Below are 22909 nucleotides of genomic sequence, written 5' to 3'. Positions count from 1 at the left end.
CCCGATATGGAGTCGCAGCGGTTGCATTGGTCTTCGGCGTTGCGCTCATTTTCGGCACCCTGCTCACATCGAAGAGCATCAACGACCAGCTGTCGCAAGGAGCCGGCTCGCTGTCAGGCATAGGCGACGTCGCGGTCGTGCCTGCTATTCCCGGAACCACAGTCCCGGAGAGCGCAGTCAAGGCCGTGGCGGATCTCCCTGGCGTTGCGACGCCGATCCCGACTCTGGCACGGAATTCGAGCGTCCGGCCTGCGGGAACCGTTGGAACAGGCCGCCCGCTGACGGTTACGGGTTACCCCACGACGTTCAACACTGAGCTTCAACTCATGAGGCTTGAGCTTCGGGGCGGGCTCCCTACCGTAAACAACCCTGAGGCACTGGTTCCGTCTGATGTGGCTTCGCGCTTAGGGGTGGACATAGGCGATTCCCTGGTGGTCGCGTCGAGCGACGCTACCACGCAGCTGCGCGTCGTAGGGGTGTTCAATGGCAAGGTTCTTGGTCCGTTGGCGTACGACAACATTTTTGTCGATTTGTCCTACGCCCAGACGATATTCAACCAGCAGGGCCAAGTATCAAGGGTTGACATCCAGCTGTCGGCCGGGAACTCCGCTGAACGCTGGCAGAGCGAGTATTCGTCCAGCCTGCCTCCTCAGTTCAAAGTACAAGACACTTCTGCCTTCAATTCGACCCTCGGTCCCCTCATCGCGGTTGTTTCACTCATCTTGATGATCGCCTCCGGCACCGTACTGGGCATCTCGATCCTCCTATCGGCGACGGCCTTCCAGTCAGTCGTGAATGCCCGCCGGCTGACTTATGGTGTCATGCGCGCTGTCGGCGCGCGCGGTTCCTGGCTGGCGGCCACCGTCCTTTATGAGGCACTGATGCTCGCGTTCGCGTGCTCGATGGTCGGGCTTGGGCTCGGGTTTGGTGTCAGCTGGATCCTCAACCAAGGGCTATCGTCGATGGGGAACATACCTCCAGCCACCGTGGCGGTCGAACTTTGGCAAGTTCTGCTTGCCATCCTGAGCGGGGTCGCCGCGGGCTGCGCCGGGGCGGCCCGGGCCATCATGAAAGTGCTGCGCCAGGCCCCTCTTACGGCTATCTCGCCTGAAGGCGCAGAGCGCAGGTCTTCAAACAGATTCCGCGTCGCCCTCAGCATCATGCTCCTCATATTCGGAGCAGGCAGCTACTGGTTCGACTCGCTCGTCGTCAAGCTCGTTGGCTTCGTCCTATCGCTGGCCGCCGCGGGCTTCCTCGCTCCGTCAATTCTCATCGCATGCACCAGGCTACAGATCTTCGCAGGATGGACAGGGAAGGCTGCGGCTCAGCGCCTGCGCAGACACGCATCGCTCGACTCCACGACGGCCATCATGGGGACTGTCGTCTGCCTGGGTGCGGCCCTTGTCATCGGGGTCGGCTCCGTACGGAGCGCCATGATGGACCAGATTGGCCGTCAATTCGGGGCCGACATTCAAATATCGTCCACGACGCCCATCGTTGAGAAATTAGACGAACGTCTGGCGTCAATTCAAATGATCAACCGGGTTTCGGACACAGTTTGGGATCACGCGGCATTGCAGTTCCAAGGCACCACGAGCCAGGTTGCAATCCTTGCTGTCGATCCAAAGAGCTACTTCGCCACTGCTCAGCTTCCATGGCGCCACGGAAGTGACGGATCTGCACCAGCCGCCCTGGAAAAGGGAGGCGCGGTCATCATTCCTGAAGCTCTCGCCGCCAGCCGCGATATTTCCTTGGGCGACTACGTCAGATTAAATCGGGCAGGCAAGACCCTCTCGCTTCGCATCGTCGGGACGTATGCGTCCTTGGCAACAGGGAATCAGGTGGTGATGAGTCGCGACGCGGCAGCCGAGCTCGGAATTACCGGATCCAACGGCTGGAATGTAGAAGCGAGGCCGGGTGTCGACGTCACAGCGCTCCGGGACACGATCGCTGATTCAGTTGCCGACATCCCTGGCGTCTCGGTGATCACGGCCGCAAAAATGAAAGAGCGCGCAGAATCAGAGCTCGGCTCCTACGCCGGAGCCGCCTTCGGCATCGTTGTGCTTGCGCTCAGTCTCGGCGCAGTCGGCGCGGCCGGCCTGTTCTCAGTCGGCGTCGCTCGTCGGGAGAAAGAGTTCGGGATGTTGCGCGCGATTGGTGCCACCCGGGGCGACATAACGAGGCTCGTTGCGGTTGACGCGATCTTGATCGGAATTGCGGCGCTTGCTTCGGGACTTCTCGTTGGTCAGTTGGCTGGGTGGGTACTAACCCGGCTTGTCGCCGGGGCACTCGGAGTGACGCTGAGCACGACTGTTTCCGTCCTGGCATTCAGTGGAATCGCAATTGTCACCTTGACTGCATTGTGCTTGGCGGCGATAGGACCGAGCCGCAGGGCGGCTCGAATAGAGCCCGCAGCGGCCCTGAGGGCCGAGTGATGGCCGATAGAGGAGGAGCGAAGATGGGCTGCCGCCCGTTGAGACTGCGGGACAGCGTGCTCGTATTCAACCGCGATTGTCGAATGCAGTTCATTTGCACCATGGAACTCAGGGTCCTTGAATTCGACGTATCCCCGTTTGTGATCGAGTTGATCCCCTTGCTTGACGGGTCGAATTCCATCGAAAGGATCGAATCGATCCTCGAGGGAAGTGCCGGGTTCAGTTGCAAATCGCTTGAAAACGTCCTGGCCATCATGGAAACTGAGCGCCTCTTTGATACGTACCCGCAGCCGGAGCACCCGAGCGCAAACAAGTTCGAACGTCAAGAGAGGCTGTTCCAGGAGTTCGCATCCACGTTTTCCCTTACTAACTCGCCAACTCAACTGCAGGAGAAACTCCGCACTTCAAAAGTGGTGGTCGTTGGAGTCGGCGGAACCGGGACCTGGCTACTGCAATCCCTCGTCGCGGCAGGCATCGGCAGAATTGAGATTTTCGATCCGGACATTGTAGAACTCACAAATTTGAACCGGCAGATCCTATTTCAGCCTGGCGACCTGGGCTTGGCTAAGGTGGACGTCGCCGCCGAACGGTTCACGTCGATCGACGAGAACCTTCAGGTCACGGCGAACCGTCGCCGAGTGGTTGCCGCAGCAGATCTCGAATCGGCGTTAAGGGATGCCAGCCTGGTGGTCGGATGCGCCGATGAGCCGGACGTCGTCGTCCTCTCAGATATCATCGCTGAAGCCGCGACGGAAGCGCGCGTTCCCCACATCGTTGGTGGGGCGTATGGCGGGAACCTGGGCGTGCCCGGCACCAGCATCATCCCCGGTCAGACAGTGTGCTGGCAGTGCATCCGTTCACAGACCATGAATGATCACAACCGCGCCGACTTCCTCCCGCTCAAAGGACGAACGAGGAGCGGGGGGAGCATCGCAGCTATTTCGGGCTTGGTGGCGAATCTGGCGGCGTGGGAGGCTATGAAGATCCTGCTCGGGTTGCCGCTTGCCTTGTCTGGGCAGGTACGGGAACTCGACCTATTCACCTTGGACTGGCGCGTCCGGCAGCTCGCACGCCTTCCAGATTGCAGCTGTGAGGCCCCGCAATAACTACTGCTTCGCCTGATCCTCACCGGTGGCAGCTTGCTCGCCGTTTCCTGGTTCGTTCACCCGCACGCCGTATTGCGGACGGCCGTCGGGAAGGTCCGGGTAGCGCACGCCGGCGGTCGGCCGCGCGGCCGCAGCCGGGGCCGCGGCGTCCGCAGCAGGCTGGGCGGGCTCGCCGGCGGTTGCCTGTCCGGCTTCCGGTCCACGCTGGCCATACGGATCCTGCCAAGACGCCGGGCGCTCCGGGGCCGGACCCTGTGGTGCACCCGGATGGACGGGCGGGTTCCGGTAGTCCTGCGGCGTGTAGGCCTGCGGCGGCCGCCCGAAGGCTGCCTCGGAAGGATTCATCGGCAACTGGTGAAGGAGACGGCGGGCTTCGTGGGATGCCTCCAAGGCGACAATGACGTCATAGTTCGTCGCCACTACCTGGCTGGTGGAGGTGAAGTCCCGCTTCCCGCGCTGTGCTGCGTAGGTGACGATCCCAAAGAGCATGAAGAATGCAGCACCCATGAGGACCGACGTCACAATCGAGAAGGGGCCACCGGCCGGGGTGAAGAACGAAAGCATGACGCCCACGAACAGGCCGAACCACATACCGCTCAGGGCTCCGGACAAGGCGACCCTGGGGTAACTGAGCCGTCCCGTAACCCGCTCCACCATTTTGAGGTCGTTTCCGACAATGGAGACATGCTGGACGGGGAACTGCTGGTCGGCAAGATAATCCACCGCCTTCTGGGCATCGAGATAGGAAGTGTAAGAGCCCACGGTGTCGCCTTTAGGGACGCTGCGGGATTCCTCCGTGGCCTTAGGGGCACCGAAAATGTTCGCCATACCCCCATTCTGTCCCATACACATGTGAACCGGCTGAAATTCAGCTAAAAGAGAGCAGACTCGGTAGCCTGTAAGGGTGAGCACAAATCCTTCACGCATCTTTGTTGCGCGCTTGCTCGGCCTCGACGTTTTCGACCCCCTCGGCGATCGCCTGGGCCGGCTGCGCGACGTCGTGGTGCTCTCGCGCGGCTTGCGCGGGGCCCCGCACGCAGTGGGTATCGTCGTCGAAGTTCCGGGCAAGAAGCGCGTCTTCGTTCCCATGACCAGGCTGACGTCCATGGACCAGAGCCAGATCATCTGTACCGGACTGGTCAACCTGCGGCGCTTCCAGCAACGCGGTGCCGAGCAACTGGTGGTCGGCGAGCTCTTTGACCGCAAGGTGACCCTCAAGGACGGCAGCGGCGACGCCATCATCGAAGACATCGCCATGGACCAGCAGCGCAACGGTGACTGGCTCGTCTCCAAGCTTTTCATTCGACGCGGCACGTCTACGTCCAGGCTCCGGGGGTTGCGCCGCGGCCATACCCTCCTGGTGGACTGGGCGGACACGCTGCAGGGCTCCGAGAACGATCCCCAAGGTGCAAGCCACTTCGTCGCCACGCACGAGGACCTCAAGCCGGCCGACTTCGCCGACGCACTCCAGGAGATGTCGGACAAACGACGGATCGAAGTGGCCAGCGAGCTGCAGGACGAACGCCTCGCCGATGTGCTCCAGGAGTTGCCGGAAGAAGACCAGGTCACGCTGTTGTCCGCTTTGGACAACGAACGCGCAGCCGACGTCCTGGAAGAAATGGACCCGGACGACGCCGCAGACCTGTTGGCTGACCTGCCTTCCGCGAAGGCCGAGGAACTACTGCTCCTGATGGAGCCCGACGAGGCTGACGATGTCCGCAGGCTCCTGCAGTATGACGAGGACACCGCCGGCGGCCTCATGACCCCGGTTCCCGTCATCCTTCCACCGGAAGCCACGGTGGCCGAGGCACTTGCCCATGTGCGCAGCGAGGAGCTCTCCCCCGCCCTGGCCTCGGCCATCTTCATTTGCCGCCCGCCGTTGGAGACACCGACGGGACGATTCCTCGGCGTCGTGCATATCCAGCAATTGCTCCGCAGCGCCCCGCCCGAACAGCTGGGCAGCATCGTGGACAAGAACCTGGAGCCGGTTTCCGATCACGCCAGCGTCAGCGAGGTCAGCCACACCATGGCCTCCTACAACCTCAACTCCCTCCCGGTCGTGAATAGCGCCGGCCGCCTCGTAGGGGCGGTGACTGTTGATGACCTCCTAGACCATTTGCTCCCGGACGACTGGCGAACCCACGAAGACGGAGCCCCGATCAGGAAACTAGGAGGCCGAATTGGCTGAGAAGCCCACCAGCGGAGGATTGGACACCCCGCTCGAGCTGCGTTCCCGCATGCTGCCGAATTTCGGCAGCGATCCCGATGCCTTCGGCCGGTTTGCCGAACGCTTCGCCCGTTACATGGGTACGGCGAATTTCCTGTTCTACATGACGATCTTCGTGATCGTCTGGATCGCGTTCAACGTTATTGGCTTGTTCGGCTTCCAGTGGGATCCCTACCCGTTCATCCTCCTCAATCTCTTCTTCTCCACACAGGCCTCCTACGCCGCGCCCCTGATCCTGTTGGCCCAGAACCGCCAGGACGACAGAGACCGCGTGACAATCGAGCAGGACCGGGCCCGTGACGAGCGCAATCTGGCTGACACCGAATACTTGACCCGTGAGGTCGCGGCTCTCCGCATCGCCCTGCGCGAGGTCGCTACCAGGGATTACGTGCGCGCCGAACTCCGCTCGCTGCTGTCGGATCTGCTCGAAGCGCAGGAAGAGTTGGGGCCGAACAATTCCGGCGGCTCCAACAACGGCGAGAAAGCCAAGGACAAAATCAAGGACAAGCGCAACAAACAGCGCAATCCTCCCACCCAGCAGATCCCCAAGATCCATCCGGCGCATTCCAGCGCCAGCCAATCCGAACCCGACCTCTCGGCCGTCGGCACGTCGCCAACGCGGAACCCGGGTCCCCCCGCCCAGCCCGAAAGCTGAACACCCACCCCATGAGCACACCATCCGTCGAGGCCCTCAACGCTGCCTTGGCAACCGTCATCGATCCCGAACTCCGCCGGCCCATCACGGAATTGGGGATGCTGGATTCGGTAGAGGCCAGTCCGGACGGAACCGTCCGGGTTGCGGTGCTGCTGACCATCGCCGGCTGCCCGCTGCGGGAAACCATAACGGCCGACGCCACCGCGGCCCTGACGCGGGTTCCCGGCGTGACCGCCGTCGATGTCGAGCTCAAGGTCATGACACAAGCGCAACGCGATGCCCTCAAGGAACAGTTGCGAGGCGCAGGCGGGCAACGCGGAATACCTTTCAACGAGCCGGGCTCCCTGACGAAGGTCTTCGCCGTGGCCAGCGGCAAGGGCGGTGTAGGCAAGTCCTCCGTGACGGTCAACCTTGCGTGCGCCCTTGCAGCGCAGGGGCTGCGCGTGGGAATCGTCGACGCCGATGTCCACGGCTTCTCCGTTCCGGCGCTCATGGGAATCACGCAGCAGCCCACCCGGGTGGACGACATGATCCTCCCGCCCGTGGCCTTCGGCGTGAAGGTGATCTCCATTGGCATGTTCGTTTCCGGGAACAAAGCGGTGGCCTGGCGGGGGCCCATGCTGCACCGTGCCCTGGAGCAATTCCTCACGGATGTCTATTTCGGCGATCTGGATGCCTTGTTCCTGGACCTTCCACCGGGCACGGGCGACATCGCGATCTCGGTGGCACAGTTGCTTCCCAACGCCGAAATCCTCGTGGTGACCACCCCGCAGGCCGCGGCAGCCGACGTTGCCGAGCGGGCCGGAACCATCGCAACGCAGACGGGCCAGAAGCTTGCCGGCGTCGTGGAGAACATGTCCTTCCTGGAGATGCCCGACGGCGGCAGGATGGAATTGTTCGGAAGCGGCGGCGGGCGGGTGCTGGCTGAGCGGCTGAGCGCCGCCGTCGGGTCCGACGTTCCGCTTTTGGGACAGATCCCCTTGGACATCCGTCTGCGCGAAGGCGGCGACGCTGGCCGCCCCGTGGTGTTGACGGCTCCGGAGACGGCTGCTGCACAGGCACTTCAGGCCATCGCGGGAAAGCTCAATGCCAAGCCCCGCGGCCTGGCCGGAATGTCCCTCGGGATCCAGCCGAAATAGCCTTCTTAGGTGGCTTCAGCGTCGAAGGGCGCTTTTTCACCGACGGAAAGCCGTTCGACAACCCGTTCGGGAGCTTTCGTCGGAGTGTCCACGGCTGCCACAGCGACAGGCGCACCGTCGCTGACGGGCTTCGTGTCGTCTTCGAGCAGCGCTTCCTTGATGATCCGGCGCGGATCGTACTGGCGCGGGTCATACTTCTTCCAGTCGACTTCATCTATGTCGATGCCGACTTCTTCCTTGATCTGCTCACGCGCGCCGGACGCCATGCGCCGCAGCTCCTTGACCAGATTCGTCAGCTTCCGCGTGTATTCAGGCAAACGGCTGGGGCCGATCACGATGACGCCGATGATCAGCAGGATGAGAAACTCCGAGCCATTGATTCCAAACACGTATCGAAGATTACCCTGTCCGTTGGTCCGCTCAGAAACCTGCGAGGCTCGCCAGGGTATGGAGTCCCCGTTGCAGCCGATCGTTCCAGGTCCCTGTGCTGTTTTCGGCGGGCCGGGCAACCACCAGCGAGTCGCCCGCTTTCACGAGCTCCGGAACGGCTCCGGCGGCCTGGCTGGCAGGCATGTCGGAGGAATAACGCAGCACTGCCACCGGCGAGGAGTAGACGGCCTGCCACGGGGCCCCCTGGGTAATGGACAATTGGGTCCCCGAAGCGCCGCTGCCCTCCAAGTGCTGCTCCACCAGCGTGGCGTGGTGGTCACCGTCACTGAGGTGCAGCTCAACGGCGGGGTGCCCGTCCTGCATCAGGGCCCGGGCGGAAACCACGTGGTAACCCATGCTTGCCATTTCGGGACATGCCCAGCCGTCCGTCCGCAGTTCGGACAATTGCTGCTCGCTCAGGTTCACCGTCCCGGCAACGCCGACGGGCAGGCTCAACTGCGAACCCGTCACGGGGAGTTGCTCTACGGCGTTTCCGGGCACGGTGGAACTGACCAGGGTCCGGACTTCCTGTTCGCCACGGTCGGACGCCTGGGGCGCAACTTCGCCGCCAAGCGCGTAGGCCGCAACCGCCAGGATTCCGGCGCTGACGGCGAGCCCGCCGGCCGCGGCGCTGGCGAGCCGGATCCCGTGCCATACGCTTCGCTGGGGCGCCGGGCGCTCGTCGACATCGGATTGCGCCAACCGCTGGGTGTGCTCGATCAGCCTGTTGGTGAAGTCCTGGCTCGCCTCGGGAACGGCGGCACGGCGAAGCCGTTCGAGGTACTGGCGTTCCCGCAGGACAGCGGCGTGACATTCAGAGCATTGCTGCAGGTGGCCGGGGGCTCGGCTGTGCCGGATATTTCCCCGAGTCAAACCACCGCGTCGTCCTTTCAGCAGACCCATCGGCGACTAAAGGAGGCCGGCGATGCGCGGCATCTTAAGGCGCGGCTTGCGGGCCTGGACCGGACGCGGATCCCGGTGCGCCAGTTTTTCGCGGAGCATTGTCCGGCCGCGGTGGATGCGGGACCTGACGGTTCCCAGCTTCACGCCGAGCGCCTCGGCAACTTCGTCGTAGGAGAGGCCTTCAAGATCGCAAAGCACGACGGCGGCGCGAAAGTCCGGGGGCAGTTCTTCCAGGGCGCGCTGGACGTCGAGATCGAGGTTGTTCAACTCGAAGCTCTGCTCGGGACCGGGTTCATGTCCAGGCAGCCGGGATTCGGCGTCTTCGGCCAGGGCATCGAATCGAATACGGCTTTTCCGACGGGCCTGGTCGAGGAAGAGATTGGTGGTGATCCGGTGCAGCCAGCCGTCGAGTGTGCCTGGCTTGAAGTTTTCGAGCGAACGGAAGACCCTGACGAAGACTTCCTGGGTGAGGTCCTCGGCGTCGAACTTGTTTCCGGTGAGCCGGTAGGCAAGGCGGAAGACCTTGGCGGAGTGGTTCTCCACCACTTCTTCCCAGCTTGGCCTGACCCATTCTTCGGCTGGCGGGGCCGTGTCGGTGGAACCCAGGACTGCTGCCGTTGCCTGGACTGGCGCAGCACTTGATGCCCGCATCGTCCGCTCCCCTCAAACTGTTTGTCATCCTGCCGGTCACTCAGGAGTTCGTTGCCGGCCCTCACTTGGATGGCTGGATATACATCATCCCAGTGTTGCCTGAGATTTTGCTGATCGCAGGCAGGCTTTTCCCGCAGAGCGAACATCATCCGGAGGAAGCCGGAGAGACACAGAATTGCGGGCCGCAGGCATCCGGGCTGGGCGGCCCGTAGCCAGTAGTCTGGAAGGAATACCCCTCTGCCTGGAAAGCGAACCCCCATGAGTGCCGACAAGTCAACCAGCTGGTCCTATGCAGAAGATCTGCCTGCCGAGGACGACGTGTTGCTTCGCGCCCGTGAACGCTCCTTCGAGCTGGGCGTTACTCCCGTCAGCCCCGGCGTTGGCGCCGTCCTGACAGTCCTGGCCGCGGCGTCGAAGGCACAGACGGTTGTGGAGGTCGGCTCCGGGGCAGGGGTCTCCGGCGTGTGCCTGCTGCGCGGCCTCAGCCCGCAGGCCGTCCTGACCACTATCGACGTCGACGTCGAGCACCTCAAGGCCGCCCGCGAGGCCTTCCTGGAATCCGGCAGTCCGGCGAACCGCACCCGGACGATCTCCGGCCGTGCGGCCGACGTTTTGCCGCGCCTCACCGACTCCGCATACGACCTCGTGTTCATCGACGCCGACAAACCGAACTTTCCCGGTTACGTTCAGCAAGCCATCCGATTGCTCAAGTCGGGCGGAACATTGGTCATCAATGACGCGCTGGACAAGGACAAAGTTTCCAACCCGGCTGCCAGGGACAGCACCACCGTGGTGTTGCGCCAGATCGGCAAGGCGATCCGCGACGACGAACGGCTCTCGTCAGCGATGCTTCCCACGGGAGACGGATTGCTGGTAGCGGTCAAGAAGTAGCTGGCCCTCGTTCGCCTTCAGGCTTAAACATGAAAGCAGGGCGCCGGCTCTTCTGCCGGGGCCCTGCCCAGTGAATCTATTCGGTAACGCCTACGAGGCATTCCTTGAGGTTCGCCGCCTCTGCTGCGTTGAGCTCGACCACCAGCCGTCCTCCGCCTTCGAGCGGCACACGCATGATCAGGCTGCGGCCCTCTTTGGTTACTTCCATAGGGCCGTCGCCAGTACGTGGTTTCATAGCCGCCATTAGGAAAATCCCCTCCAGTTGTCCCAAATCCCGCCAACCCGGCCGGGTTGGCTCCGCGTGGAATATACGGCGTCGACAGTCATGGCAGTTCAGTCGTCGTCGCCGGGCACCCGAGGGTGCCTTTGTCCTTGCTTGTGTCCATTATCTCGTAATTACCCGCCCGTAGCTAATTGATGGACTTTTCCCGCCGGGCCGTGATCGCGCTTGAACTGGCGAAACGACGCGGAGGCATCACGGAGGATAGTCGCCGCCGCCCGGCAACTGCGCCCACGCCCACAGCCAGACGATCCATACGATCTGGAGGAGGAAGAACATGACCACCACGGTGCCGCGGTAAGCCTTCGAGCGGGACAACCAGGCCGTGCTGAGCGCCAAGGGGAACAAGGGCAAGAGCATCCGGAACGTGCTCGTCTGGGGGTGCAGGAAGACCAGAAGATACCCCACGTAGCACGTGCACCAAAGCCTCAGTTCGGTGCCGAGGGCCCGGACAGGTTTGCTCAACATCAGCAGGGCAAAGAGCGCGACGAAGACGAACGGCGCGAGAATGCCGAGTACCGGCCCGAAGAGCATTTGGCCGGTCTCGAACCATGGCTTGAACGGAACAAGGTCGTCCCCGCGCCAAACAGTTTCGGTCTTGGTGTAGGCCAGCGGATCCCCCGTGACCGCCCAGGCGATGGCCGGCCACGCGAGGGCCCCCGCCGCGCTGACCCCCACTAGCGCGGCCAGCGATCCAAGCTCCCGGAGCGTCGGGACCGACCCGGCGGCGGGCACGTCGGCGGGCACGTCGCCTGGCACTGACGGGCGGCGCCCGAACCTCTTCCACAAGTGGTGGACCAGGAGTAGGCCCACCATGGCCGCGAAGGGCACTCCAGTGGGCCGCGACAGGCACATGAGCAAGACCACGGGCATCGCCGCGAGGTACTTGCGACGCACCAGCAGCAGGAGCGAACCCGCCAGGAGCAGGGTATTGAGGGATTCCGCGTAGGGGACCTGCAGGATGGCCGAGACGGGGAACATCGAGAAGAAGGTCAGTGCCCACAGCGCCGTGGTCCGCCCGGCGAATTCCCGGAACAGTTTGTAGGCCACCAGGGCCGCCCCAAGCCCGGCCACCATCGCGACGACCGTCAGGGCGGGCAGCGTCGCCAGTCCGGTGAGTGCACCGAGCGCCTTGGCAAGGTACGGAAAGAGTGGATAGAACGCCCAGGAATTTTCCGCGACGCCGCCGTTCGCATTGACCGGCAAAACAGAGGGGTACCCGTTGTTCGCCGCTTCGGCGTACCAGCGCCCATCCCAGATGGTGATGAAGTTCCAGTAGTCAGGTGCCGGCGGAAACCACGGATTGACGCCTTGCTGCAACGCTGCGGCCATGAAGATGCAAGCGCTGACAAGCCTCGAGGCGATGTAGACGAGGGAGACCTGGACCCACCACGGCCAGCCCGCGGCGTGGGCTCCGGCGCGGCGCAATCTTCGGACCAGGAATCCCGTCGGGGACCGCGATTCGAGTGACGGGGTCACTCTTTTGGGTCTTCCTGGTTCCCGGCTGCCTCCAAGGCCAGTTTCAGCCGTTCGATTTCCCTCTCCTGCGAGGTCAGCTGATCCCGGAGCTCATCGAGGACCTCATCCACCTGGTCCATCCGGTAGCCCCGCAGCCCAAGGGCGAAGCGCACGCGGTCGACGTCGGATGCTTTGGCTCCTGCCGGCAACAGGACCGGCGGCAGGTTCGGGACGGGTTCGTCCAAACCGGCGCCGGAGTCGCGGGAGGATCTCGCCATTCCGGCGCCGAGGAACAACACGGCACCGATAATGACAATCGCGAGAAAGACCAGAAAAAAGCTCACAACAACCATCGTGCCAGACTCAGCTGAGAGCTCAGTGACGGCAAGGCTACTCCGGGCGCTGGTCCCCGTTGGTCGAGGGTGGCCGCGGGATTCCGTGCAGGACGCGGTGAACGGCGTCCGCAGGATCGTCCACAAGCTGGATGAGGTCCAGGTCCTTCGCGGAGACCATGCCTTCGGCCACCAGGGTCCCCTTGATCCATTCGATCATCGGGCTCCAGAAGTCGACCCCCAGAAGGACGATGGGGAACGATGTCACCTTGCGGGTCTGCACCAGGACCATGGCTTCGAACAGTTCGTCCAGGGTTCCCAGGCCGCCCGGCAGGACAATGAACCCTTGCGCGTACTTGACGAACATGGTCTTGCGGGCAAAGAAGTACCTGAAGTTGATGCCAAGGTCCACCCAGCGGTTGAGGCCTTGTTCGAACGGCAGCTCGATTCCCAGTCCCACGGAAACGCCGTTGCCTTCAACGGCGCCCCTGTTGGCGGCTTCCATGGATCCCGGGCCACCACCGGTGATGACGGCGACGCCGGCTTCCGCGAGGTGGCGGCCCACCTGCACGCCCATATCGTAATAGCCGGTGCCCGGCTTGGTGCGGGCGGAACCAAAGACACTGACGGCGGGGCCGAGCTCGGCGAGTGCACCGAATCCTTCAACGAATTCACTCTGGATCCGCAGGACCCGCCACGGGTCGGTGTGAATGAAGTGGTCGGCTCCCCGGGTGTCCAGAAGTCGCTGGTCCGACATCGGCATGGCGGCCTGTTTGCGCCGAAGCTCCAAGGGTCCTTTGTGCTTGGCTGGCGGTTCTGCGGCTACGGCCGGAGCTGACGCTGCCGATCCGTTGCTCATCGCCTTGCCATTGGCGTCTGGACTAGGAACTTGGGGCTGGCTGGTACTCATTGACCTAGGCTAGCGCGGATGGCGGCTGCAGCCGTTCCGGCGTGGCCTGTTGTTTGCGGTATTGGGTTTCCTACCCATCATTTGCTGTCAGATAGCTGCAAAGCAGGTATCTGTTGAATCACGATCCACGTAAGTTAGTGTGAGCTGGCTCAACTTGAATCATTTCTTCGCTAGATTCGTCACATGACTATTCAAGCCGCCAGCGATGCCCTCGTCTCCCTGAATGGCGTCAATAAGCACTTTGGTCAACTACATGTCCTGAAGGACATCAACCTCCAAGTGAAAAAGGGTGAGGTTGTGGTTGTCATCGGGCCTTCGGGCTCGGGCAAGTCCACGCTGTGCCGGGCCATCAACCGCTTGGAGACCATCGATACGGGCGAGATTTCGATCGATGGCAAGAAGCTGCCTGAGGAAGGCAAGGAACTTGCCCTTCTCAGGGCCGACGTCGGCATGGTCTTCCAATCGTTCAACCTGTTCGCCCACAAGACGATTCTCGAAAACGTCACGCTGGGACCGATCAAGGTGAAGAAACAGGACAAAGCAACCGCGGACAAGGACGCCATGGCGTTGTTGGAGCGGGTCGGCGTCGGGCAACAGGCACCCAAGATGCCTGCACAGCTCTCCGGTGGCCAACAGCAGCGTGTGGCAATTGCCCGGGCTCTCGCGATGAAGCCGAAGGTCATGCTTTTCGACGAGCCGACCTCGGCACTTGATCCGGAAATGATCAACGAGGTCCTGGATGTCATGGTCCAGTTGGCCAAGGAAGGCATGACCATGATCGTGGTCACCCACGAGATGGGCTTTGCGCGCAAAGCCGCCGACCGCGTTGTCTTCATGGCCGACGGCCAGATTGTTGAAGACGCCAAGCCGGAGGAATTCTTCACCAACCCCCAAAGCAACCGTGCCAAGGATTTCCTCTCCAAACTCCTGACTCACTGACACTCACCGCACCCAGGCCGCGGGGGTGGCCGCACAATGAAAGGAATATCATGAAGTCTTTTATCACCCGGAGGAAATCCCTCCTGGTCGCTGCAAGCGCGGCGCTCGCCCTTTCGCTGAGCGCATGCGGTGGCGGCGGCGGTTCCACCACCGCGCCAAGCAGCGAGTCCGCGCCGTTCACGGTGGCCCAGAACGTATCCATCACGGGCAGCCCCACGTTCGACAAGATCAAGTCGAACGGAAAGATCACGATCGGCGTCAAGCAGGATCAGCCTGGCCTGGGCTTCAAGGATGCCGCGACCGGCGAGTACAGCGGTTTTGACATCCAGGTTGCCCAGTGGATCGCCGCATCCCTCGGTTTCTCGAAGGACAAGATCGAGTACAAGCCCATTCCTTCGGCCAACCGCGAGTCCGCCATTACCAACGGCGACATTGACTACTACGTCGGGACCTACTCCATCACGGACAAGCGCAAGCAATTGGTCGACTTCGCCGGACCCTACTTCGTGACGGGTCAAGGCTTGCTGGTCAAGAAAAGCAACACGACCATCAACAGCGAGAAGGACCTGAGCGGGAAGAACGTCTGTTCGGCCACGGGTTCAACCCCCATCCAGAACATCAAGGCAAACTTCCCAGGCACCAAAACCACTGAGTTCGACACGTACTCACAGTGTGTCGAGGCGCTCAAGAGCGGCCAGGTCGATGCTGTGACTACCGACCAGGCAATCCTGATCGGTTACGCCTCCCAGGACACCGACAACCTCAAGGTGGTAGGCCAGCCGTTCACCACTGAGAAGTACGGTGTTGGCTTGAAGAAGGGCGATACCGCCTTCCGCAAGTTCGTGAACAAGATGTTCACTGACGGCGGCTCTGTGTGGCAGAAGATCTACGACTCCACACTGGGCCAGTCCGGCACCAAGGTCACCCAACCCGCAGTGGACAACTACTAAACCCATGTTGAGGGGGCGGCCCTTGGCCGCTCCCTCGAATATCGGCTGAAAGCGACCATTCTGTGAATACGCTGCTGAATAATTCGGACCTGTTCATCACAGGGTTCCGGAACACCCTTGTACTTTTCGTCGTTGCCGGGATCTTCGCCCTGATCCTGGGCACCATCGTGGCGACCCTGAGGGTATCCCCCATCCCTGCGATGCGCGCCGCAGCCACTTTGTACATCAACGTTGTGCGCAACACCCCATTGACGTTGGTCCTGTTCTTTTTTGCCTTGGGCTATCCGAAGCTCGGTCTCGTGGAAATTGATTTCATGACCGCCGCAACCGTCGGCCTCAGCCTGTACACCGCTACTTATGTGGCGGAAGCCGTGCGCTCCGGCATCAACACCGTGCCTGTCGGCCAGGCCGAAGCTGCCCGTGCCATCGGCCTTCCGTTCACCCAAACCCTGACCCTGGTGATCCTCCCCCAGGCATTCCGTGCCGTCATCCCGCCCATGTTCAGCGTGTTCATCGCATTGCTCAAGAACACAACGGTGGCAGCCGGCTTCTCGGTCGCCGAAGCGGGAGCCATCAGATCGAATCTTTCCGAGCGCGGCGAGCCTGCCATGGCCGGGCTGCTCTGGGTCGCACTGATCTTCGTTCTGCTCGTTTTCATCCTTTCCTTCGTCCAGCGGAAGCTTGAAAAGAAATGGAAGGTGGCCCGATGAGCTCGGTCCTTTTTGACGCTCCGGGCCCGAAGGCCCGCGCACGCTACCGGATTCTCGGCGTCGTGACCGCCCTGGTCATTCTCGCCATCGTCGGATTCATCGTCCTTCGTTTCGCCCAAAGCGGCCAGTTCGACGAGAAGAAGTGGCATTTGTTCACTTTCCCGCTGGTCCAGCAGACCATCATCCAATCCGTGGGCGCCACGCTTTCAGCGTTTGCCACGGCGGCCGTGCTCAGCTTGGTGCTGGGTGTCTTCCTGGCCTTCGGGAGGCTCTCCGACCGCAAGTGGATCAGCTTGCCTTGCTATGGGTTCACGGAGCTCTTCCGTGCCATTCCGTTGCTGATCCTCATGATGATCTTCTACTACGGGCTCCCTCCCCTCGGCGTCCAGGGGATCACGCCTTTCACGGCAGTCGTTGCGGGCCTGGTGCTCTACAACGGATCGGTGCTCGCGGAAGTCTTCCGGGCCGGCATCGAATCGCTCCCCCGTGGCCAGAGCGAGGCCGGCTACGCCATCGGCTTGCCGAAGAGCGCGGTCATGACAAACATCCTGCTGCCGCAGGCGGTCCGCTCGATGCTCCCGGTGATCATTTCCCAACTCGTGGTCATCCTCAAGGACACCGCATTGGGCTTCATCGTCACCTACAACGAGATCCTCTTCCAGGCCAAGTACTTCGGAAGCCAGGCCCAGTACGGTTCGCCCATCATTCCTTCCGCGATCATTGCCGGTGTGCTGTACGTCGGGATGTGCCTGATCCTGGCCGGAATCGCCAAGTGGCTTGAAGGCCGGATGCGCCGCAACGTCAAAGTGGTGAAGGTGGCCAAGTCGGAGATTGTGGCAATCGAGGGCTAGTCGCAAGAACGTCGCAAACGTGGGTGTGGCCCGTGGGCTTGGTTCCGGAACCAAGCCCACGGGCCACACCCGCATTCTCAAGCAAAAATAGGGTCACTCCACCTAGTCGGCCAGCCACGACCGCAACGCCCGGAGGCACTCACGGATGGCGTCGGCGTCGACGTGTTCGTTGTCTTTGTGCGCAAGAAGCGGATCGCCCGGTCCGAAGTTGACCGCGGGAACGCCTAGCTCGCTGAAGCGCGCGACGTCGGTCCAACCGTACTTGGGTTTGGGCTCGGCACCGACGGCGGCAATGAAGGACGCCGCAGCCGGGTGGTTGAGGCCCGGCCGCGCCCCGGCGGCAGCGTCGGTGCGGACGACGTCGAAGCCGTCCAAGAGTTCCCGGACGTGGGCTTCGGCCTGGTCCGGGGTCTTGTCCGGCGCGAAGCGGTAGTTGATCTCCACGACACAGCGGTCCGGGATGACGTTGCCCGCAGTGCCGCCGTTGATCTTCACGGCATTGAGGCTTTCCCGGTAGTCCAGCCCGTCCACGTTGACGGTGCGAGGTTCGTAGGAGGCCAAGCGGCTCAGGATGGGAGCGGCTGCGTGGATGGCGTTGCTGCCCATCCACGCCCGGGCGGAGTGCGCCGCTTCCCCGACCGTGGTGGCTTCGAAGCGGCTGGTGCCGTTGCAACCGCCTTCCACCGTGCCGTCCGTGGGTTCGAGCAGGATCGCGAAGTCCCCCTCCAGGAGATGGCCATGGTTCCGTACCAAGCGGCCGAGGCCGCTCTTGACCGCTTCAACTTCCTCATGGTCATAGAAGACGAAGGTGACGTCTTTGCCCGGCTCGGCGCCGCCGTCGAACATTGTCGCGGCGAGCGCAAGCTGCACCGCGACCCCGCCCTTCATGTCGGTGGCTCCGCGTCCATACAAGGTTCCCGTCCCGGGGACGCCGGACTCCCACGTGGCGGGCACGGTGCCGAGCGAACCCTCCACGGTGGGCAACGGCACGGTATCGAGGTGGCCGGCCAAGATCACGCGCTCCGGGCGTCCCAGCTCGGTCCGGGCAATGATGGCGTCGCCGTCCCGCACAAGCTGCAGGCCGGGGATCGTACGAAGCGCGGATTCAACGGCGTCTGCAAGCGCGGCTTCGTTGCCGGACACGCTGTTGATGTCCATCAGCGCCGCGGTCAGCAGCGCAACGTCTTGCCTGATGTCAAGAAGGATCGGGGTAGTTTCAACGGTCACCTCTCCACTGTATCCCGAGCGAATTGCGACCCCTCGGTCCACACACGGTTTCAAGGGAAGCAGTGGCTCTCGATAGACTTGCGCCATGACTGAAACCGCTGCCTCTGCCGCTCTCGATAGCGCTTCTGACAACGATCGCTCCGCCTACGGCTTTGGCCTGGCCACCATCGCCACCTCCGACGCCGGAGAAGCGACAGTGCTGGACGTCTGGTTTCCGGCACCGGCATTGGGCGAAGCTGCCGCATCCCTGCGCGCCGTGGAGCACGCCGACGAGTCGCTGACTGCTCTCGCAGCTGAAAGCCACGACGCCGACCGCCGGACCGAACAGAAGGTGGTCTTTGCCCAGATCAACCTGGACGAGGCACCTGCCGACACCGTTGACGCCTACCTGCGCCTGCACTTGCTTTCGCACCGGCTCGTCAAGCCCAACAGCATCAACCTGGACGGGATCTTCGGCAAGCTCCCGAACGTTGTGTGGACGAACTTCGGCCCCGCAGCAGTGGACGGCTTCGAATTGACCCGCGCCCGCTTGCGTAAGCACGGCGCCGTCACGGTCTACGGAGTGGACAAGTTCCCGCGCATGGTGGACTACGTCGTTCCCACCGGGGTCAGGATCGCCGACGCCGACCGGGTCCGCCTGGGCGCCTACCTCTCCGAAGGCACCACGGTCATGCACGAGGGCTTCGTGAACTTCAACGCCGGCACGCTCGGCACGTCCATGGTGGAAGGGCGCATCTCGGCAGGTGTTGTTGCCGGTGACGGCACCGACGTCGGTGGCGGCGCCTCCATCATGGGGACCCTCTCCGGTGGCGGCAAGGAAAAGATCGCCCTGGGTGAGCGCGTGCTCCTGGGTGCCAACTCCGGCGTGGGCATCAGCATCGGCGACGACTCCGTGGTCGAAGCAGGCCTCTACGTCACGGCTGGAACCCGCGTGCGCATCCCCGGCCCGAAGGACGCCAACGGGGAAGACACCAGCAGCATCATCAAGGCTGTTGAGCTCTCCGGCGTGCCGAACCTTTTGTTCCGCCGCAATTCCACAACTGGCGAAGTCGAGGTCCTTCCCCGCAAGGGCCAGACGGTGGAACTCAACGAAGCCCTCCACGCCAACTAGCTGATACCTGGATGCGCCGTCTCCGACGCACCATCATCTTGTTGCTGGCGCTTGCCTTGGTGGCCGGTGCCATCTACGCCGTGGTGACTGTACTGCAGCATTCCGAAACCTTGGTTACGGAACGCTGCGTCGCCGTCGTGGGCTCGGACTCGTACGAGCTGGCGACGGACCAGGCCGCGAATGCCGCCCTCATCACCGCCATTGCCGTGCAGCGGGGGCTGCCTCCGCGCGCGGCCACAATCGCCGTGGCCACAGCCATGCAGGAATCCAAGCTTCGCAACATCGGGCACGGTGACGAGGTTGGCCCCGATTCGCGGGGCCTGTTCCAGCAGCGCCCCTCCCAGGGCTGGGGCACCGAAGCCGAGGTCATGGATCCCGTCTACGCGACGAACGCTTTCTATGACCACCTTGTGAAAATACCCGGCTACGAAACAATGGCGATCACTGATGCGGCGCAAGCGGTCCAGCATTCCGCCTACCCCCAGGCATACGCGCAGCAGGAACCCATGGGCCGGGCGTATGCGTCGGCGCTCACCGGACATTCCGAACGGGCCCTCGACTGCACGGTCCGGGCCGCGGACACCGCCGGCGACCCGAACGCCGTCGTGGCCGCCATGACCACGGAGTTCGGCGCCCTGCCGGCCGCGGCCCAGGGCCGCACGGTCCAGTTGAACATCAGCGGTGCGCAGGCGTGGGCTGTGGCCCAGTGGGCCGTGGCGAATGCCAAGGACCTTTCCGTGACGCAGGTTGACGTGGCTGGCGCCACCTGGAACCGGCAGGACCACAAGGGCTGGCAGGATTCAGCGGCAGCATCGGGGTCTGTGACCATCACGGTTTCGGCTCCGAAGACCTAGTTTTGGGCGGGGCCTCGGCGGTGCCTGGCCTCAGACCAGTAGTTCAACCACCGGCTGGACGTAGCTGCGGAAGATATCCGGCTCGGACAAGAGCCGGTGGCTCATGATCATCTTGTCCGGCTCAAGATACCAGGCCCTTGGCTCGTTGAGGGGTAGCTCGATGATCGTCAGCTGGAAGTCCCGGGAACTCCGTCCGACTTCCAGCAGCCGGTCCTCCACCATGTCCCCCAGAAGCAACGTGGCGCCGCTCGCTTCGCGTTCAGCCTCCAGTTTTTCGTACTCTTCAAGGCGCTCACGGGCCCAGGTCAGGGCGGCTCCGAAGTGTGCCTGCAATACTCTGCGCAGGGCAGGCGAATTGCCGAAGGCGTTGAATCCCGGGGGTGAAAGCTCCGGCGCGGCATCCGGATACGCCCTCAACAGCTGCTCCCACCAGGCCTCCCACTCTGTCTTGAGGGCCGGCACCCCGCCTACCTCGGCAGTGAGGTGCGTGTGGTCCGCGTGCCTGACTTTGGGTGTGGCGTGGGACAACGTTGGCGTACCGGCTCCGTCCAATCCAGCAACGTCTCTCAGATACAAGGCAATGAGCATCGGTCCGGAGGTGTCCATTGTGATTCGCCACCCCTGACCGCCTGTGTCATGCATCCGATTGCCTCCCTTGGCAGGTGCCCACTCAGGGTTCCAGTCTATTCCCGTTGAGCCTCGACGTTAACGGTTGGACGGGACCGCAACCAGAGTCTGCAGGTGCGCGGTCAGAACGTCGCGGCAGACCTCGGCCGTCATCCACTCAGGCTGCAGCAGGGCGTGCATGCACAGTCCGTCGAGGGTGGCCAGAAGGCGCTCGGCCTCGGTCACCAGGCGCTCCTGGCCGGATCCGCCGTCGGGCATCAGCCGCATCACCAAGCGGCCGACGACGGCGGCCACGGCCCGGTGGCTGCGTGCCGCTTCCTGTTCGAGTACTGGCCGGATTCGGGCCGCGTGCCGGAATGCCATCCAGACACAGGCGTCGACGGCCAGTTCCTCGTCGAGCGGAAGGAATTGGCCCACCAGGGTTAAGACGGCGGCGCCGTGTTCCGCCGAATCCGGATCCAAGGATTCGACGACGGCGAACGCGTCCTCAAGCCGCGCGGCGATCCTGTCGATGACCACGGCAAAGGAGTGGACCAGCAGTTCATCGCTGCTGGCAAAGTAATGCCGGACCGAGCCGACGGCGAGCCCGGCTTCGTCGGCCACCTCCCGCAAGGAGGCACGTTCCAGGCCATCCGAGGCGATGATCCTGAAGACAGCTTCGACTACTTCCTGGCGCCGGGCTTCGGCATCAACAATCTTGGGCACAGATCTTTTTAGCACGAACGTGCTTGAACGGTACCGCCCGGCGCACCGGAACTGCGGGACTGTGGCGCACGCAACACTGAGCGAGCCTTGGCAAGTTCGGCTAGCGTTGCTTGCATGAGAATTCTTGTCACGGGTGGCACCGGCTACATCGGATCGCACACCGTCCTGTCCCTGCTGGAAACCGGACACGAAGTGGTCGTGCTGGACAACCTCGTGAACTCAAGCGAAGAGTCCCTGCGCCGCGTCGGTGAGCTGGCGGGAAAGACGGCGGCGTTCCATAAAGTGGATCTGGTGGACGAGGCCGCGGTTGAAGCCGTGTTCGATCAGCACAGCATCGACGCCGTCATCCACTTCGCCGGGCTCAAGGCAGTTGGCGAATCCGTGCAGGAACCCCTGAACTACTACTACAACAACATCGTCGGCACGCTGAACCTGCTCCGCGCCATGGACAAGCACGGGGTCCGGTCGATCGTTTTCAGTTCCTCCGCCACGGTATACGGCGAGCACAACCCCATCCCCTACATCGAGAAGATGGAGATCGGGGCGAACAACCCCTACGGCCGTACCAAGGAACAGATCGAGGACATCCTCACGGACCTCGGCGCCGCGGACGAACGCTGGCACATCGCCTTGTTGCGCTATTTCAACCCGGTGGGCGCACACCCCTCGGGCCGGATCGGCGAGGACCCCCAGGGTATCCCCAACAACCTGGTCCCCTACATCGCCCAGGTCGCCGTCGGCCGCCGCGAAAAGCTCATGGTCTTCGGCGGAGACTACGACACCCCGGACGGCACCTGCCTGCGGGACTACATCCACGTCGTCGACCTCGCCGGTGGCCACGTCGCCGCATTGGACTACGTTGCGGAGCGCCCCGGCGTTCACCGCTGGAACCTTGGCTCCGGGAAAGGCACGTCCGTACTGGAGATGCTCCACGCCTTCGAACAGGCCGTGGGCCACCCGCTGCCGTACGAGATCACGGGCCGCCGGGCGGGAGACCTGCCCGCGTTCTGGGCCGACGCCTCCTCCGCCCTGGCCGACCTGAGCTGGTCCACCACGAAGACCGTGGACCAGATGTGCGAAGACCACTGGCGCTGGCAGAAGAACAACCCTCTCGGCTACAGCTCTTAAAGTGCAACGCGGGGTCACTTACGGCCCATAATGTCCCTTGGGACGGGCTGTAAGTGACCCCGCGTGCTGGGCCCACACCGGCGGGGATTAGACCGCCGGGTAGTCGCGCTCCGGCTCTCCTGTGTAGAGCTGCCGCGGACGGCCGATCTTCGTCTGGGGATCGTTGATCATTTCGCGCCACTGGGCAATCCAGCCGGGGAGTCGGCCGATCGCGAACAGCACGGTGAACATCTTCTCGGGGAAGCCCATGGCCTTGTAGATCAGGCCGGTGTAGAAGTCGACGTTCGGGTAGAGCTTGCGCTGGATGAAGTAGTCGTCCGCAAGGGCCTTCTCTTCGAGGCGCATCGCGATGTCCAGGAGCTCATCGTTGCCGCCCAGCTTGCCCAGGATC

General features: G+C 63.1%; 25 protein-coding genes. 13 read left to right on the top strand and 12 right to left on the bottom strand.

The annotated features are described in order from the left end of the window. Positions 1-26 precede the first annotated feature (26 nt). A complete protein-coding gene (locus tag AC3WJU_RS10065) occupies positions 27-2435 on the top strand; it encodes an FtsX-like permease family protein (protein ID WP_492259780.1) in 2409 nt (802 codons plus the stop codon). A 101-nt stretch (positions 2436-2536) separates the two neighbouring features. After that, entirely contained in the window at positions 2537-3541 is a 1005-nt protein-coding gene (locus AC3WJU_RS10060; RefSeq protein WP_492259779.1) for a HesA/MoeB/ThiF family protein, read from the top strand. Here the strand turns inward: AC3WJU_RS10060 and AC3WJU_RS10055 are convergent, their stop codons facing one another. After that, on the bottom strand, positions 3542-4369 hold the full coding sequence (locus AC3WJU_RS10055) for a YflT domain-containing protein (RefSeq protein WP_492259778.1): 828 nt from the start codon (positions 4367-4369) through the stop codon (positions 3542-3544). Positions 4370-4445: 76 nt separating this feature from the next. Between AC3WJU_RS10055 and AC3WJU_RS10050 the strand changes: the two genes are divergently transcribed. The 3 genes from AC3WJU_RS10050 to AC3WJU_RS10040 are packed head-to-tail and all read left to right on the top strand — an operon-like array spanning position 4446 to position 7562. Further along, positions 4446-5729 (top strand): magnesium transporter MgtE N-terminal domain-containing protein, encoded by a 1284-nt coding sequence (locus tag AC3WJU_RS10050; protein ID WP_236812034.1) that lies wholly within the window; start codon positions 4446-4448, stop codon positions 5727-5729. A 49-nt stretch (positions 5730-5778) separates the two neighbouring features. Further along, positions 5779-6423: a DUF1003 domain-containing protein gene (locus AC3WJU_RS10045; RefSeq protein WP_307055270.1), complete on the top strand. Its 645-nt coding sequence runs from the start codon at positions 5779-5781 to the stop codon at positions 6421-6423. An 11-nt stretch (positions 6424-6434) separates the two neighbouring features. Then, positions 6435-7562, top strand: a complete 1128-nt coding sequence (locus AC3WJU_RS10040) for an Mrp/NBP35 family ATP-binding protein (protein ID WP_492259777.1) — start codon at positions 6435-6437, stop codon at positions 7560-7562. 5 nt (positions 7563-7567) lie between these two features. Here the strand turns inward: AC3WJU_RS10040 and AC3WJU_RS10035 are convergent, their stop codons facing one another. The 3 genes from AC3WJU_RS10035 to sigE are packed head-to-tail and all read right to left on the bottom strand — an operon-like array spanning position 7568 to position 9545. Continuing rightward, complete coding sequence (locus AC3WJU_RS10035) at positions 7568-7951, bottom strand: twin-arginine translocase TatA/TatE family subunit (RefSeq protein WP_492259776.1); 384 nt, start codon at positions 7949-7951, stop codon at positions 7568-7570. Positions 7952-7982: 31 nt separating this feature from the next. Continuing rightward, positions 7983-8864, bottom strand: coding sequence for a hypothetical protein (locus tag AC3WJU_RS10030; protein WP_492259775.1), 882 nt, complete (start codon positions 8862-8864; stop codon positions 7983-7985). 36 nt (positions 8865-8900) lie between these two features. After that, entirely contained in the window at positions 8901-9545 is a 645-nt protein-coding gene (sigE, locus tag AC3WJU_RS10025) for an RNA polymerase sigma factor SigE (protein WP_059387491.1), read from the bottom strand. Between the two features lie 258 nt (positions 9546-9803). On the opposite strand from sigE, the gene AC3WJU_RS10020 reads away from it, so the two are divergent. Continuing rightward, a complete protein-coding gene (locus tag AC3WJU_RS10020) occupies positions 9804-10436 on the top strand; it encodes an O-methyltransferase (protein ID WP_059387489.1) in 633 nt (210 codons plus the stop codon). Positions 10437-10512: 76 nt separating this feature from the next. Here the strand turns inward: AC3WJU_RS10020 and AC3WJU_RS10015 are convergent, their stop codons facing one another. From AC3WJU_RS10015 to AC3WJU_RS10000, 4 genes are all read right to left on the bottom strand, one after another. Continuing rightward, entirely contained in the window at positions 10513-10680 is a 168-nt protein-coding gene (locus AC3WJU_RS10015) for a DUF3117 domain-containing protein (protein WP_009357720.1), read from the bottom strand. A 231-nt stretch (positions 10681-10911) separates the two neighbouring features. Further along, a complete protein-coding gene (locus tag AC3WJU_RS10010) occupies positions 10912-12195 on the bottom strand; it encodes a hypothetical protein (protein ID WP_492259774.1) in 1284 nt (427 codons plus the stop codon). Beyond that, positions 12192-12527 (bottom strand): DivIVA domain-containing protein, encoded by a 336-nt coding sequence (locus AC3WJU_RS10005; RefSeq protein WP_492259773.1) that lies wholly within the window; start codon positions 12525-12527, stop codon positions 12192-12194. Before AC3WJU_RS10005 ends, AC3WJU_RS10010 begins: the two co-directional genes overlap by 4 nt. 37 nt (positions 12528-12564) lie before the next feature. Further along, positions 12565-13365, bottom strand: coding sequence for an LOG family protein (locus AC3WJU_RS10000; protein ID WP_059387487.1), 801 nt, complete (start codon positions 13363-13365; stop codon positions 12565-12567). A 234-nt stretch (positions 13366-13599) separates the two neighbouring features. Here AC3WJU_RS10000 and AC3WJU_RS09995 point away from each other — a divergent pair, with 234 nt between their 5' ends. From AC3WJU_RS09995 to AC3WJU_RS09980, 4 genes are all read left to right on the top strand, one after another. Continuing rightward, positions 13600-14355 carry an amino acid ABC transporter ATP-binding protein gene (locus AC3WJU_RS09995; RefSeq protein ID WP_059387486.1) on the top strand — a complete coding sequence of 252 codons (756 nt, stop codon included), beginning with the start codon at positions 13600-13602 and terminating at the stop codon, positions 14353-14355. Positions 14356-14405: 50 nt separating this feature from the next. Further along, a complete protein-coding gene (locus AC3WJU_RS09990; RefSeq protein ID WP_059387485.1) occupies positions 14406-15305 on the top strand; it encodes a glutamate ABC transporter substrate-binding protein in 900 nt (299 codons plus the stop codon). A 62-nt stretch (positions 15306-15367) separates the two neighbouring features. After that, entirely contained in the window at positions 15368-16015 is a 648-nt protein-coding gene (locus AC3WJU_RS09985; RefSeq protein ID WP_059387484.1) for an amino acid ABC transporter permease, read from the top strand. Beyond that, positions 16012-16866 carry an amino acid ABC transporter permease gene (locus AC3WJU_RS09980; protein ID WP_059387483.1) on the top strand — a complete coding sequence of 285 codons (855 nt, stop codon included), beginning with the start codon at positions 16012-16014 and terminating at the stop codon, positions 16864-16866. The genes AC3WJU_RS09985 and AC3WJU_RS09980 overlap by 4 nt, the downstream gene beginning before the upstream one ends. A 102-nt stretch (positions 16867-16968) precedes the next feature. On the opposite strand, the gene dapE is transcribed toward AC3WJU_RS09980, so the two are convergent. Beyond that, a complete protein-coding gene (gene dapE, locus AC3WJU_RS09975) occupies positions 16969-18093 on the bottom strand; it encodes a succinyl-diaminopimelate desuccinylase (protein ID WP_492259772.1) in 1125 nt (374 codons plus the stop codon). Positions 18094-18178: 85 nt separating this feature from the next. Between dapE and dapD the strand changes: the two genes are divergently transcribed. Together dapD and AC3WJU_RS09965 are read left to right on the top strand one after the other, a co-directional pair. Further along, positions 18179-19204, top strand: coding sequence for a 2,3,4,5-tetrahydropyridine-2,6-dicarboxylate N-succinyltransferase (dapD, locus tag AC3WJU_RS09970; RefSeq protein ID WP_492259771.1), 1026 nt, complete (start codon positions 18179-18181; stop codon positions 19202-19204). An 11-nt stretch (positions 19205-19215) separates the two neighbouring features. Next, positions 19216-20058, top strand: coding sequence for a transglycosylase SLT domain-containing protein (locus tag AC3WJU_RS09965; RefSeq protein ID WP_492259770.1), 843 nt, complete (start codon positions 19216-19218; stop codon positions 20056-20058). Positions 20059-20088: 30 nt separating this feature from the next. Here AC3WJU_RS09965 and AC3WJU_RS09960 read toward each other — a convergent pair whose 3' ends face one another. Together AC3WJU_RS09960 and AC3WJU_RS09955 are read right to left on the bottom strand one after the other, a co-directional pair. After that, a complete protein-coding gene (locus tag AC3WJU_RS09960) occupies positions 20089-20700 on the bottom strand; it encodes a hypothetical protein (RefSeq protein WP_332601976.1) in 612 nt (203 codons plus the stop codon). Between the two features lie 63 nt (positions 20701-20763). Next, positions 20764-21390: a TetR/AcrR family transcriptional regulator gene (locus AC3WJU_RS09955; protein WP_307052564.1), complete on the bottom strand. Its 627-nt coding sequence runs from the start codon at positions 21388-21390 to the stop codon at positions 20764-20766. Positions 21391-21504: 114 nt separating this feature from the next. Between AC3WJU_RS09955 and galE the strand changes: the two genes are divergently transcribed. Continuing rightward, positions 21505-22518, top strand: a complete 1014-nt coding sequence (gene galE, locus AC3WJU_RS09950; protein ID WP_284991428.1) for a UDP-glucose 4-epimerase GalE — start codon at positions 21505-21507, stop codon at positions 22516-22518. An 87-nt stretch (positions 22519-22605) separates the two neighbouring features. On the opposite strand, the gene AC3WJU_RS09945 is transcribed toward galE, so the two are convergent. Beyond that, the coding region (locus tag AC3WJU_RS09945) for a citrate/2-methylcitrate synthase (protein WP_492259769.1) at positions 22606-22909 on the bottom strand (304 nt) is incomplete at its 5' end.

The sequence above is a fragment of the Arthrobacter sp. FW306-1B-F12A genome (assembly GCF_058781865.1).
This window is presented reverse-complemented; position numbering and strand designations above follow the sequence as displayed.